Source organism: Paraburkholderia sp. BL23I1N1, assembly GCF_003610295.1.
Taxonomy (GTDB): Bacteria; Pseudomonadota; Gammaproteobacteria; order Burkholderiales; family Burkholderiaceae; genus Paraburkholderia.
Genome location: NZ_RAPV01000001.1, coordinates 6,852,091 through 6,865,387, shown reverse-complemented (window position 1 = coordinate 6,865,387; position 13,297 = coordinate 6,852,091). Strand labels below are relative to the sequence as shown.

Genomic DNA, 13,297 nt, shown 5'->3' with positions numbered 1-13,297 from the left:
AAGTCACGGTATGGAGCGCATGTGACACCCCCAGGCAGGGTGCGAAGCGAGGTCACCGCATGCGAAGCAGCCCCGCGGCGGCTGATGCATCGAGCGCCTCGAGATCGACGGTGATGCGCAGTTCGAGCCGTTGCGCGCCATGCTGCCGCGCGCGTTGCAGCGCGTTTTCGAGCAGCGGGCGCACGGCGCGCGGATCTTCGCCGCTGCGCAGTCGCAGCATTGCATTCAGACGCAACAGTTCCGGCACGTACCAGAGCTCGCCGGTCCGCTCGCTGCGGCTCACGGCTTCGCGCAGCGTCGCGCCGAGCGAGGCCGCGAGTTCCGGTTCGTCCTGCAGCGCGAGGCGCGGCAAGAGCGTGGCGATGAAGGCGATGTCGGGCACATAGATGCGCTCGCGCGCAATCCGCTTCACCGCGCCGGCAATCAGCCGCCGCGCGGCTTCCTGGTCGCCGCGCCGGGCGTCGAGCCAAAGTTGAAAATCGAGACCGAGGCGCAGCCACCGTTTGACATCCGCCGCTCGCGCCCGCGTGACGAGTGCCGCGGCGCAGGACTCGGTCAGCGCGATGTCGTCGTCGAGTGCGGCGAGCGCGCAGGCGAGGCCGAGCGCAATGCAGCCGGCCAGCGGTTCGCTTTCGTCGGCGGGGTCGCGGATCGTGACGCGCGGCGGCATGGTCAGATGCGGCTGGCCGACCAGCCACAGCGCGACGGCATGAATCGCCCGCGCCACAAGATGCAGCGACAGCCCGTAGCTGGTGGCCACCGCATTGGCCTCGCGGCTCAGGTCTTCGTCGATCTCGTCGGCCGTATCGTCGTTGAGTCCGACGACCGGTGCGAGCAGGCGGATGGCGGTGTCGAATTCGCCCGCATACGCCTGGACGATGCCCTCGATGCGCCGTGCGTTGATGCTCACGGCCGGACTGTGCGCCACCGGCGCGATCTCGCTGAACGCGTTGGAGAGGCGCCGGCAATGCTCGATCTCGCCGGCGTCGAGCGCGCACATCACGAGACAGAACAGCGCGCGCAGACGATACGGCGTGTCGGCGCAGATATTGGCGAGCTCGTAGGTGCGCTGCCAGCTGTCGACAATTTCATTCGATGCGCTGCGCTTGAGCATCAACGCGCGCGCCAGCACGGCACGCAGGCGCATTTCGTCGCGAATCCGCCGCATCGACACGCTGTCCACCCGCGCCAGCACCGCGCGCACCCAGCCGATGTATTCGTCGACGAGCGCGAGCGCCGCCCAGATCGGCGCCGTGTTGTCGAGCAACTCGGTGCACAGTTCCACTTTGTCGACCGACACGGCCCATTCCAGCGCGGCGCGCAGCGCGTCGATATCGTGGCGGCTGTGCGCGGTGGCCACGGCGACGCCCGCGCCGAAACGGCGCGCCATGTCGCGGGCGACAAACTGCGCGTGATGCAGATCGGCTTCCGCGCTTTCGCGATTGCGCTCCAGCGCGTCGAGCGCGAAGCGGCGCACGGCGGGCGGCAAGCGCAGCCGCAACGCGCCGTCGCAGTCGACCGTATTCACGAGGCCCGCGTCCATCAGCGTATGAAGCTGGCGTTCTAGCAGGCGCGGCTCGGGCGGACCGAAACCATAGTCGCTGCCGAACGCGCCGAGCATTTCGTAGGCGGCGTCATGCGAGAACGCGGTGGCGAAAATGCCAAGCCGGCGCAGCATGGTGCGGGTTGGCGCTTCGAGCGCCGCGTACGAGAGATCGAGCATTACGTGGACGATCGCCGCGCGCGGCAGCACGATGCGGCGCCCACCGCTGCGATGAGTCATCACCGTGTCGAGTTCGCGGGCGAACGCCACGATCGCGTCTTCCGGCGGCACGCCCGCGCGCACCTGGCCGGCGATGGTCGCAGCGGCGAGTTCGAGCGCGAACGGCACGCCGTCGACGCGCCGGCAAATCAGCGCGGCCGCCGCGAAGGTGGCCGGCGCAATGCTGCTCACTTCGGGCAGCGGCGCATGCAAGGCGGCTGCTTTCAGGCAATGCGCGAGCCGGGCGAAGAGGAGTCGCAGCGCGTCGTAGTCGAGTGTGGCGGGCGTGCTGTCGATCTGTTCGGGCGGCGCGCGCAAGGCGGCGACCGGCACCGCCGTTTCGCCGCCGATGAACAGTGGCGATTCGCACGTGGCGATCACATGCAAGCCACCCGTGTTCGCCACCAGCGTATCGATGAGTTCGGCCGCCGCTTCGCTCAGATGATCGCAGTGATCGACGATCAGCAGCATGCGGCGCTCGCCGATCTGCGCGGCCAGATTGGCCGCCATCGGCAACTCGCTATCCGGTTCCAGGCCGACGGCCGCGCCGATCGCATTGGCGACGCGATCGGGTTGCGCGAGCGAGGCAAGCGCGGCACAAAAATCGCCGTCCGGAAAATGCGGGGCGAGGTGGCTCGCGGCTTCGATCGCCAGACGCGTTTTACCCACGCCGGACGCGCCGGTCAGTGTGATGATGCGGCGCGCGGGCACGAGCGCGAGCAATTCGGACAACTCGGCATGACGGCCGATGAACGGCGACGGGTCGATGATCTGCGAGCGTAGCGAGGTGACGGCGCTGGTCGGCATCAACGCCGGAAAAGCGGAAGTGGCCGGGGCCGCCGCGGCGGCGAGGCTCGATGCCGCTGTGACCGACGTCAGCGTGGCGGACGGCGCGGCATTCGCAAACGCGGTGCGCGAGGCGCCAGGCGCCGTGCCGCGCCACGTCGATCCATAAGATGAGCCGTAGGGCGAACCGAATGTGAGTCCGGTTGTGAGCCCTGTCGTGAGCCCAGATGTAAGCCCGGTTCTGAACCCACCTGTGAGCCCGCCCGCGAGTCCGGGCGTGACGAGCGGGTGGGTCGCGGCCGTTGCGGCAAACGAGGTGGCGAGCGACGCGGCAATGCTGCCGGTGGTCGCCACGGGCAGATCGAGTCCGGTGTCGGGTGTGTCGAGCACGCGGATTTCGCCCGCGAAACGATAGCCACGGCCGGCTACGGTGACGATCAGATCGCGGTCGTCGTCGAGGGCGCGGCGAATCGCAGAGATCTGCGCCTGCACCGTGTTCGCGTCGACATTGCTGCCTGGCCACACGATTTCGCGTAACTCGGCGGTCGACACAACCCGGCCGCGCGCCTCGAGCAGGGCGGCGAGCATCGCGAAGGGGCGTGCGCCGAGTTCGATGACGGCGCCGTCGGCAATCAGCAGACCCACTTCGCGCGCGAGCCAGAATCGCGAGAAGGCGATCACCTGACCGGTGAGTCGCGGTAGCGACATGATGGGTCTCCGGCGTAGTAGTGTTTCGGTCCACCGGCGAGAGGGACTCGCGAGGCATGCGTAACGAACGGCCGCGGTGCGGTATTCGTCTGACCTTTGTATTATCGCCCGAGAAGTGAACAATTGCTGATGTTGCGAACACTTCTTCGTTCCGGCTCGATGCGTCCTTGAGTGCCTCTGCTGGGTGGTCGGGCTGCTTCAGGCGTCCGCGAGACTCCACTGCATCGTGTTGCGCAGCCACGCAACGCCGGCGCTGGCCGGCTCCGGCGGCACCGGCGCGGGACGCGTCAAGGCGTAGAGATAGCTGTCGGCGGCGGCGAGGCCGCGGTTCGGGCGCGGCTCGTGATTCGTCAGCAGCGCTTCCTTGACGAAGCCGAGCCGCTCCATCGAACTGTGCGCGGCGCCGTCCACGGCGCAGCACGCGAAAATCCGGTACACGCCAGGTTGCTCGATCAGCCGGTCGATCAATTCCTGCAGCGCGAGGATGCCTGCCCGGCGGCGTCGGGCGCCGCCATGCCGGCTGATGATCACGCCGATCTCCACGCGCGGCAGCGTCGGCTTCAATTCGATCAGCGCGGTCAACCGGCCGCTGTCCTTGCATTCGAGCGCGTAGCGAATCAGGCTGCCGTCGCTCCAGCCGCGCAGCGCCTCGTCGATGAATTCGGCGGTTTGCGAAACGCCGGTATGGCGCGGCACCGGCAGGTCGCGCATCGTATCGGCGTCGCCGAGCATCTGGTCGAACAGGGAGGGGGCATCGGCGAAGGTTAGCGGGCGCAGCCGCAAATAAGGCGTTTCCATGCTGTCGAGCGGGGTGAAGCGCATGAGTCGGACTCCGAATGAGCGGCGAACCCGCGTAGTGTGCCGCTCGCATGTGACTCGCGCGCGACGGCCCGCGAACCGGCGTAAGAGGGGGCGAAGACCGGGGCGCGGATGAACGGGGCGGGGCGGGCGTGTGGCGGGCGGCGCTCGCGGCGGTGCTCGTAGCTGCGCTCGCGACTGCGCGTTCGATCCCGCCGTGGCCTGTTTTCAACTTCGCGCCGGTGCACACTTTTTCGCGTCGCGGCCGCGGGCGTCGTACGCCGGTTGTAAGGTCGAGCAGGACGCCTGTTCGACGTCCCCGTCTTGCGCTTCGTCACGACAGCGCGCATTCCCATCAGGAGCCTCGCACCATGCCGGATTCCCCATCGATTTCACGCTCGCGCAGCACGCTGCCGCTATCCGATGCCAGCACGCAGTCGTCGCCGACCAGCGGCGGCCGCAAACCTGTCGATGGGGCGGCGCACGCCAGTCAGCAAGCGGATGCGAATCTCAGCCAACTGGTCGCCAACAACAGCAGCGAAGCAACCGGCAAACGCAAGGGCACGTCGTTCTCGGCCAACACGTCGGCGGCGGCCAAACCCCCGGTGACCCAGCCGGGCGCGGGCGGAATACCGGGCGGCATACCAGGTCAACCCGGCCAACCCAACCGGCCCGGCCGCTTCGGCGGGCTCGCGCAAGGCGCGGCGACCGTCGCGAACGATGCCTCCGGTCTGGCCTCGGCAGGCATGAACGTGCTGGGTGGCGTGATGCAATTCGAGCAGGCGGCGGTCAACCAGATCGCGGAGCTGATCAAGCAGGGCGCGCACAATGTCGAAGAGGCGTCGAAGGGGTGATGTGATGCACGCGGCAAGGTCCGCTGTGCACGGACCTGCCGGTCGTCGTCGCCGGAACGGCTTCCGCTCTGAAGCAATGCGCCTGCGGTGAGGCGTTATATTCGTTGACTGACCGAGACGCGGGAGCCGGGCTTGCACCGAGTCCGCGCCGGAGGCGAACTAAGCCCGCAGCCAGAAGAACTCGCCCGAAGCGATGCCTTCAAACATCTCGTCGTTCGATTCGACGATGCTCTGCCGCCAGTAGCGGCCATGTTCCGCGTAGTGCGCGAGCAGATCGGCGAGTCCTTCGCCGTTCAGCTCGTCGGCGAAAGGCAGACGCAGCACCAGCACCACGCCGCCGGTGTCCGTGTCGAGTCCCAGTTGCGCCTGGTCCTGCGCATAGATCAGCAGGTTCGCTTCGAGCATCAGCCGGAAGACGACGAGCGTGCGTCCGGCCGTCACCGTGCCGAAATGAAAATTCGCGTACATCGCGTCGAGGTCGCGCTCGAAATAGTCGAGCCGCACGTCGAAGCCTTCGACCTCGATCGACCGCGTGCGCAGCACATGGTCCGCGTCGCCGAGACCGACGGTCGCGCACAGATCCATGATCAGGCTGGTGTAACGCTCGCTGCTCATCCTCGTACCTTGCTTGGGCGATTCGCGCGGGGTTCGGCGCGGCGCGGATGCGAGCCGTGCGTTGCATCCGGCGAATGCTGAGAATGCTGGAAATGCTGGAAATGCCGCAAAAAACACGGCCGGATCCCGCGCGAAGCGGGACCGGCCGTGTGCGGACCGCCGCCGTCGGCGAGCGGCTCGCGGCTTCGATGCTTAGCCGCCGCGCGAAGCATCCTTGACGTTGCTTGCACCGCTCTTCGCAATGTTCGCCACCGATGCATACATGCTTTGCTCAACTTGCATCTGGGCGGACATCATCGTCATCTGGTCCATTTGCTGCGTGAGACCAGCCATCATTCCGCCTGCGCTTCCTACGGACATAAAAACCTCCAGTGACTATGGGTAGAGAGTAGAGAGTGAGTGGCCTATATCGAGACCTGCCGCCGCGCCGGCTGCTCGTGAGAGCGGGCCGCCGCAACAAGCGCTTTGCCCGCGAGCCCGGCGCGTGACGCGCGATGAGCGAGGCCCACGGTGAGCCGCCGCGCGCCGTATCAGGCGTGCGCGCCGGCCTGTTTTTCCTGCAGCCGCGCGATCACGCGCGACGCAGCGAGGAAGCCGCGATACAGCTTCGCCAGATTGTTGCGATCGAGGTCGGTTGCGCCCTGGGTGTCGCTGATCCGCTGCGCGGTCGCGTCGAGCGCCTGACGGATCGCGTCCACTTTCGGCGCGCCGGCCGGATCGGCGAGCGTCTTCTGTAAATCGTTGAATTCGCTGGCGTGGGCTTCAAGCTGCTCGTACATGTCGATCTCCTGATTGAACGGGGGCGGTGTGCCGGTGATGGGTCAACTCGGACTGCGCGGCTGCGCAGGCGGCAGTGTGGCGGGATTGGGCAGCGGCACGACGCTGGCCGCGCTGCGTGTAACGGTGTCGTTGTCGACGATCGAGGCGTTGGCCGGGTTCGATCGGGTTACGGTGTTTGCTGCGTTTGCTGCGTTTGCCGTGTTTGTGTTCGCATTGCCATTGGCAACCGCCACGCCGCTTGCTCCGCTTGCGCCCACTGCCGCACTCGCCGAAGCTGCCGCGTCGCTCTCCGACGCCGGCGGATCGACCGCGTAGATATGCTTGACGCCGTCCGGCGTCTGCGCGTAACGCACGTCGTCGGAGGAAATCATTTCGGAGTACGACGCCGCGGCCGCGGTCCCCGTGCCGACGTTCGCGTTTTCCGCGGCTTCCACGAGCACGTTCTTCACGTTCGGGTCCAGATCGGCGCGCACGCGCGCGAGCGCGGCGTCGAGATCCGCGCGGCTGCTGACGGCGCCGGTCACCGCGAAGTTGCCCTCGCCGAGATAGCGCACGTGCGCGCCGGCTACGCCCAGCGAATCCTCGATGCTGCGCGCGTCGTTCTGCGCGACGTCGTAATTGCGCGAGATGCCGGCCGTCGAAATCCGCGCGAGCAGGTTGCGCACGGCGTCGTCGTCGGCGGGACTCGTGACCATGCCGGTGACCACCACGGTGTTGCCGACCGCGTGCGCCTGCAAACCGCTCACGTGGGCCGCGGCCAGCGCCTCGCTGACGCGTTGCGCGCGGTCGTCGGCATTGCGCGGCAGGGCGGCGCGGCTCATCTGCGTGGTGGTCAGCAGCGAACCGGCGACGATCACGATGCCGAGCGCGAAGCACGCCACCACGGCGCCGACATAACGGTGGCGCTTCTTGCGTTCGGCCGCGAAGCGCGCTTCGGCGGGGCGCGTCAGCAACATCGACAGCAGGTCGAGATCGGACGGCCAGACGGCGTCGTCCGCACCGACGCACAGGATCATGTCGTCGAACTGCATCGGCACGAAGTCCACCAGCAGCACCACTTCTTCCGCGACGGCCGGCTGCGCGGGCTGGCCTTCTGCCGGGTTTGCCATGCCCACCGCGTCTGCTGTGTCCGCTGTATCCGCCGTTTGTGCGGCTGCGGCCGCAACCCGCTGCGCGCTGACCACGCCGCTCGCGTCGACGTGCAGCAGCGCATCCGCACCCCGCCAGTCGGTGAGGCGGATGTCGGCATCGTCGTCGGTGCCGACGCGATGCGTGCCCGGCGAGAGCTGCAATTGCGCTCCCGCGTGAACGCCCGTCAGTATCCGCAGCAGTTTCATCGTGCTCGCACAGGGTGGGGTGGGAAGAGTGCCGGGGCGTGCGTGGTGCGCGGCGCGACCGGTCCGATCGACCTTAATGTAGCCGCCCGTTATGGCAGGTCCCGGAGCGGATGCGAAGGCACCGCGTGGGATGCGAAGCCGCGCGGCAAACCCGCTAGTGTAGTGCGTCATAAATAGTGCAACTTATTCGCAATTTTCCTGTCTTGTTCCTTTGTATTCCTGATTGATTGAGGGGGGAATCGTGAGAATTGCTGAAAAAGTCGAGCTGAGCGAAGGGCAACGCAATCAACTGGAAACATGGGCAGCTGGCCGCACAGTCGCGGTTCGACTGGCCGAGCGCGCCAACATGATATTGCTCGCGGCACAGGGTCTGACAGACAAAGAGATCGGTGCAAAGCTGGGTGTCTGGCGAGGCACGGTAGCGCGCTGGCGGGTTCGCTTTATCGCTGGCGGTGTAGCGGGTATCGAACACGACCAAACGCGCCCGGGGTGCAAACCGAAGATTTCGGCACGCAAAGTGAAGGCCATCGTGGCGCTGACCACGCAGCAACGTCCCGATAACGCGACGCATTGGAGTACGCGCAGCATGGCGGCAGCGGTCGGCGTCAGTGCAGCGAGCGTGCGGCGCATCTGGCAAGCGCATGGACTCAAGCCGCATCGGATTGAAACCTTCAAGGTCTCGAACGACAAGCACTTCGCCGAAAAACTGGAGGATATCGTCGGACTTTATCTCGATCCGCCGGAGCACGCACTGGTCTTCAGTTGTGACGAGAAGTCCCAGATCCAGGCTCTGGACCGAACCCAGCCTGGCTTGCCGATGAAGCGAGGTCGTGGTCAGACGATGACGCACGATTACAAGCGCAATGGTGTGACGACGTTGTTCGCCGCACTGAACACGCTCGACGGCACTGTCATCGGCCAGTGCCAAACGAAACATCGTCATCAGGAATGGCTGGGCTTCCTGCGCAAGATCGATTGCAGTACACCCAAGGACAAGGAACTGCATTTGATTGCAGACAACTATGCAACCCATAAGCACCCCGAGGTGAAGGCGTGGCTGGCCAAGCACCCACGATTTCACATGCATTTCACGCCCACCAGCGCCTCCTGGCTCAATATGGTTGAACGTTTCTTTCGTGATCTATCGGAAAACCAACTACGGCGCTCTGCATTTTCCTCGGTGCCCGACCTGGTGAGCACCATCGAACAGTACGTCGAGAAGCACAACCGTGATCCGAAACCGTTCATCTGGACGGCAAAGGCTTCCGATATCCTGGCGAAAGTCACGCGTGCCAGGAAGAAGCTGAATAAGATGCAATCCGTTTGACGCAGACCACTAGCGGCCGCCGTTCGGGAAGGCGCGGCGCGGGCCTGGCGGCGGGGCGGAATGGGGCGATAGCGCAGCGGGTGGGGCTGTATTGGCGTCTGCTTTGCAGCCTGCATTTGGGCCTGTTTCCGCGGCGGACCCGCCTGTGCCGGATGCGCCAATCGCGCCCGAAGCCCCCGGTGCATCCGAAGAGCCCGAAGCCGCCGCCCGCCCGAGTGCGCCACTGCGCATCACGCACAAGGTATCGATCGAGCGGGCGAGTTGCGCGTCATTCGACGGCTTCTCCGCATGCAGCCAAAGCAGCGGAAACAGCAGGTTGAAACGCTGTACCCGTTCCGGCGGCGGCAATCGCGTCACCCCCTGGGTGGCCGGCCCGGCTGCACGCTCGCGCAACGCGGCCACACTGGAACCCGCACCCGGCTGCGACGCGGCGATGCTGCCGATCTTCTGCTGCACGCCTAGCAGATCGATCGCCTGTTCGAGCACGCGCGAGTCGATCGGCATCTGCGGATTGGCGGCCAACTGGTCGCGCAGAGTCAGCATGTCGCCGCGCCATGCGTCGCGCACCGCGGCGGCGCGCGCACCTTCCTGCCCCGGCTGGGAAAATTGAGCGGCGACCGCGTCGAGCCTGCCTGAAGGCGGCGGCGGCACAGCGCTGCGATCGCCGCGCGCCTTGATCGCCGGCGCCGCGCCCGTGCCGTGCTCGTCGCCATGGTCACCTTGCGAATGACCGCCCCCACCGCCGCGCCCGCCGCCGTCGCGGTTGACCTTCTGCCCCTCGGCGTGATGCGCTTCGGCGTCGTCCGGACCATCGTCGTCGAGACCGCCGGCGTTGCTGCGTTGTTTTTTGGCGGCGCGGCGCTTGCGAGCCAGCTGATCCGCCATCCGTTTGGCGCGGACCGAACTCACAGACGGACCACGCTGCGCGTCGTTGCCGTACGTGAAATTGGTGGTGCCGCGATACAGCGCTGCGAATTGCGCACCGTTGCGAGCGCCCTGCGCATTGGCGGTTTTCTGCTGCGCCCGGGCGACGTGCTGTGCCTGGGCCGCCGCCGTGTCGCTGCCTTGATGAGAAATGCGGCTCATGTCGGTCGCCTCGCAGGTCGGTCAGGCAGTGCGCCGCTTCACAGCGGCACGGCGGCCTGCATCATTTCGTTGGCGAAGTGCAGAATCGCCGCGCACGAGAGTGGCGCGGCGACCACGATCACCACCGTCACCGCAATCAGTTTGACCGCATGCGACAGCGTCTGATCCTGCATCGACGTGATCGCCTGCAGGAACGACACGCCGAGGCCGACCACCGCCGCGACGATCACCGCGGGTAACGAAACGGTCAGGCACAGCAGCATGCCCTCGGTGGTGAAGCGGATCAGAGAATCGATTTCCATCTGGGTTTCTCCCGGCGTTTTCATGAAACAGCCGCGCTATTTGTACGACATCACGAGGCCGTGAATCAGCGTCGACCAGCCGTCCATCACAACGAACAGCAGCAGCTTGAACGGAATCGCCACGTTGGTTGGCGTGACCTGGTTCAAACCCATCGCGAGCAGCACGTTCGCGATGATCAGATCGATCACGATGAACGCGATGTACAGCAGAAAGCCGATCTTGAACGCATCGGTCATCTCGGTCAGCGTGAACGCGGGCGCCAGCACGATCAGATCGTCTTCCTTGATTAGCGCGGCTTCGTCTTTTGGCCACACCACGGAAGCCGAGCGCAGGAAGAAGCGCTTTTCGCGCTCGTTCGTGTGCTTGACGAGGAACGCGCGGAACGGCTCACGCGCCGCGCCGAACGCCTGGATCAGCGCTTGCGACGGCTGCGACGCGAGCTGCTGGCCTTCGAGCGATTTCGCGGCGAGCATGCCGATCGGCGCCATCACGTAGATGGACACCAGAATCGCGATGCCGTTGAGCACCATATTCGGCGGCACCTGCTGCACGCCGAGCGCATTGCGCAAGAGGCCCAGCACCACGACGATTTTCGCGTAAGACGTGACGACCATGGCAACGAAGGGCAGCAGGCTGATCGCGACGACGACCAGCAGCAGCCCGGTGATATCACTGAATTGGACCATGCCTGTGCGCCATGCGAATGATGCGGATGCCGAGATGCTCGCCGACCGTCACCAGCTCGCCATAGCCGATGGTTTGTCCGTGCGCGACGAGCCGCAATTGCGCGTCTGCCACGGGTACGGGCAGTTCGAGCACGTAACCGGGTCCGAGCGCCGACAACTGGGCGAGCGGTAATGCCACCGTGTCGATCTCGAACTGAACCGGCAATTCGAGTTCACCGATCCGGATCGGATCGGCGGGTCGTCGATGGCGAGCCCGGCGTCGGCGCTCGCCGGGTCCAGCTCTTCTGACATGTTCGGCTCCTTGACGATGACGAGCGACTGCCCGTCTATTTCCACAGCGGCGCACACACGGGTGAGCCCGGGGGTTCCCCACGCGGCGACGGCGCGCGGCCGTGCGTGGGGCGAAGAGGGGGCGCTCGATGCATCGAGCAGCGTGGCATCGAGCGAAGGGAAGGCGGCGCGCAACAGCACGTCGCCGGATTCCAGCGCGTGCAGCGTGTCGACCGGTAAACGCTTGACGCCGAGGATCAGGCTGCCGGGGACGGTGAGGTCAACGGCGGTTTCTGATGCGGGATCGGGCGACGAAGGCGAAGTGTCTGAAGCGGTCGCCGCTGCCGGTGATGAAATCGAAGCAGGCGAGGGTGCCACACGCAGCAACCGGTCGAGCACGTCATAGCACGCGGGATCGGCGCTGAGCCCGACTTGATAGCGGCGTTCATCGAGTACGAACGAGAGCGTCACTATGGGTGAAACCGCAGTGGTTTCGCCAGTCGGCTTGCGTGTCGAAGTCGAATCGCCCAGACGCCCACGCCGCACCGCGACGACGCGTAGGTCCCTGAAACCTGCGCGGATCAATCGCTCGAACAGCGGTTCCAGCACGACACCCGCGACGGCCTGGCGCAATGCGACGTCGGCCGGTGGCTTCGCGCTGAGCGCGTCGCTATCGGGCCACGCGGTGATCGCAAGCGGTGCATAGGCGTGCAGATCAAGCGCAACGCGCACGCCAACGCCAACGGCCGACATGCCGTCAGCCGGTGCGAGCGTCAGTTCGATTACGCCCGGGTCCGTGTAAGCCGCATCAAAGCTCTGGGCATCGGCCAGGGCCGCTTGCCATTCGGTGATGCCGAGCGTCGCATGCAGATAACCGGCGACGCGCGCGTCGCAAACCGCGCGCGTCACACGAGCGGCGGCGTGGCTGATGGCCTGTAGACGCAGCGGCGTGATCGGTGCAATCGGAGCGATTGAAGCGCCGGTAGCCGCAGCGTTCGCCGAGCGTGAGTGACCACGCTCGAAGTCTCCCGGCGGGCTCGTCGGCTCCACTGCCACCGCGTGCTCACCAGCGATATCTCCGGGCATGCTCGACAACTCAATCGCAACCCCGCGCTCACGCGTCGCATCGCCCGCCATACGTGCCAACGCCGTCACCTTGTGCCCACGCGTGGCGTGCGGATCGTTCGCGGCTTCGTCTTCGGTCGTCGGCTCGTCGAGCGGATAGATCATGCGCAGGGAATCTGTCACCAGACAGTGAGTTCGATTTCGCGGGCTTCACCCCACGCGCGCAGCAAGGCGTCGAGTTCTCGCTCGAGCAGTGCGCTGTGTTCCAAGAGTAATTGCCGCGTTGCCGTATCCGGCGTGTCGAACCGAAGCTGCAGACTGAAACGCGAAAGCGTCAGATACAGCGTGGTTTGAGGCAGCAGTTTCTGATCGAGCGGCAACTGCACTTCCCAGTTGCCTGCTTCGGCAATCGAAGGATCGCCGCAGAACGCGCCGATCTCGCGAGCGAGCGAGCCGAGCAGTTGCACGAAACGTTGCTGCTGCCGGTAGACGGCCGTGACGACCGGCGCCGCGGCATCGGCGACGCGCGCGCCGATGGCGAGACGTTCGGCCGAGGGCGTGCTATCCGCGCTTGCCGAAGGATTCGCGTTATTACCCGACGCGGATAACGCGGACGCGTCCTGCTGCGCATCACCATCACCGTCGCCGCGAGCGAACAGGCGCGGCGCGGATGGCGCAGTGGCATCCGCAGTCTCATCAACCGCATCCGCGTCGCTGCCGCCTTGCGAGCCCGCGTGCTCGTCGGCGTTCGCGTTGCTATTGAGCCGATGCAATGTCCGGCGTCGTCCGAGCAGCGACGCATAGTCGAAACCACGTCCACCCGATCCACGCGAGCCGGCGTGCGCGTCGATGTCCTCTGGCGTGTCGCCGTCCGCCTCGCCGGGAATGACGCGCACGTGGCGCGAGACGATATACGTCAT

At 66.1% G+C, this 13,297-nt stretch carries 12 protein-coding genes and 1 pseudogene; 2 read left to right on the top strand and 11 right to left on the bottom strand.

The window, feature by feature from the left end; genetic code table 11:
• Window positions 1–52: 52 nt before the first annotated feature.
• Together B0G76_RS32030 and B0G76_RS32025 are read right to left on the bottom strand one after the other, a co-directional pair.
• On the bottom strand, window positions 53–3,256 hold the full coding sequence (locus B0G76_RS32030) for a winged helix-turn-helix domain-containing protein (RefSeq protein WP_120296032.1): 3,204 nt from the start codon (window positions 3,254–3,256) through the stop codon (window positions 53–55).
• Window positions 3,257–3,454: 198 nt separating this feature from the next.
• Entirely contained in the window at window positions 3,455–4,078 is a 624-nt protein-coding gene (locus tag B0G76_RS32025) for a GNAT family N-acetyltransferase (protein WP_120296031.1), read from the bottom strand.
• A gap of 347 nt (window positions 4,079–4,425) precedes the next feature.
• Between B0G76_RS32025 and B0G76_RS32020 the strand changes: the two genes are divergently transcribed.
• Window positions 4,426–4,908, top strand: a complete 483-nt coding sequence (locus B0G76_RS32020) for a hypothetical protein (RefSeq protein ID WP_120296030.1) — start codon at window positions 4,426–4,428, stop codon at window positions 4,906–4,908.
• A gap of 159 nt (window positions 4,909–5,067) precedes the next feature.
• Here the strand turns inward: B0G76_RS32020 and B0G76_RS32015 are convergent, their stop codons facing one another.
• From B0G76_RS32015 to B0G76_RS32000, 4 genes are all read right to left on the bottom strand, one after another.
• Complete coding sequence (locus tag B0G76_RS32015) at window positions 5,068–5,523, bottom strand: CesT family type III secretion system chaperone (RefSeq protein ID WP_120296029.1); 456 nt, start codon at window positions 5,521–5,523, stop codon at window positions 5,068–5,070.
• A 192-nt stretch (window positions 5,524–5,715) separates the two neighbouring features.
• A complete protein-coding gene (locus B0G76_RS43095) occupies window positions 5,716–5,883 on the bottom strand; it encodes a hypothetical protein (RefSeq protein WP_183082249.1) in 168 nt (55 codons plus the stop codon).
• Between the two features lie 170 nt (window positions 5,884–6,053).
• The gene (locus tag B0G76_RS32005) at window positions 6,054–6,302 is read right to left on the bottom strand and encodes a type III secretion protein (protein ID WP_120296027.1); all 249 of its coding nucleotides are present in this window, start codon (window positions 6,300–6,302) and stop codon (window positions 6,054–6,056) included.
• A gap of 42 nt (window positions 6,303–6,344) precedes the next feature.
• Complete coding sequence (locus B0G76_RS32000; RefSeq protein ID WP_120296026.1) at window positions 6,345–7,640, bottom strand: type III secretion protein; 1,296 nt, start codon at window positions 7,638–7,640, stop codon at window positions 6,345–6,347.
• Between the two features lie 241 nt (window positions 7,641–7,881).
• On the opposite strand from B0G76_RS32000, the gene B0G76_RS31995 reads away from it, so the two are divergent.
• The gene (locus tag B0G76_RS31995) at window positions 7,882–8,967 is read left to right on the top strand and encodes an IS630 family transposase (RefSeq protein ID WP_120296025.1); all 1,086 of its coding nucleotides are present in this window, start codon (window positions 7,882–7,884) and stop codon (window positions 8,965–8,967) included.
• A 9-nt stretch (window positions 8,968–8,976) separates the two neighbouring features.
• Here the strand turns inward: B0G76_RS31995 and B0G76_RS31990 are convergent, their stop codons facing one another.
• The 5 genes and pseudogenes from B0G76_RS31990 to sctP all read right to left on the bottom strand — a co-directional run bounded on the left by B0G76_RS31990 (window position 8,977) and on the right by sctP (window position 13,297).
• Window positions 8,977–10,053, bottom strand: a complete 1,077-nt coding sequence (locus B0G76_RS31990) for a hypothetical protein (protein WP_120296024.1) — start codon at window positions 10,051–10,053, stop codon at window positions 8,977–8,979.
• A gap of 38 nt (window positions 10,054–10,091) precedes the next feature.
• Window positions 10,092–10,355, bottom strand: coding sequence for a type III secretion system export apparatus subunit SctS (sctS, locus tag B0G76_RS31985; RefSeq protein WP_035546645.1), 264 nt, complete (start codon window positions 10,353–10,355; stop codon window positions 10,092–10,094).
• A 36-nt stretch (window positions 10,356–10,391) separates the two neighbouring features.
• Window positions 10,392–11,042, bottom strand: a complete 651-nt coding sequence (gene sctR, locus B0G76_RS31980) for a type III secretion system export apparatus subunit SctR (protein WP_120296023.1) — start codon at window positions 11,040–11,042, stop codon at window positions 10,392–10,394.
• Window positions 11,026–11,789 (bottom strand): annotated as a pseudogene (gene sctQ, locus B0G76_RS45005) (type III secretion system cytoplasmic ring protein SctQ); the annotation flags it as partial. The gene sctR and the pseudogene sctQ, both read right to left, overlap by 17 nt.
• A gap of 767 nt (window positions 11,790–12,556) precedes the next feature.
• Window positions 12,557–13,297 carry a type III secretion system protein SctP gene (gene sctP, locus B0G76_RS31970; RefSeq protein ID WP_120296022.1) on the bottom strand — a complete coding sequence of 247 codons (741 nt, stop codon included), beginning with the start codon at window positions 13,295–13,297 and terminating at the stop codon, window positions 12,557–12,559.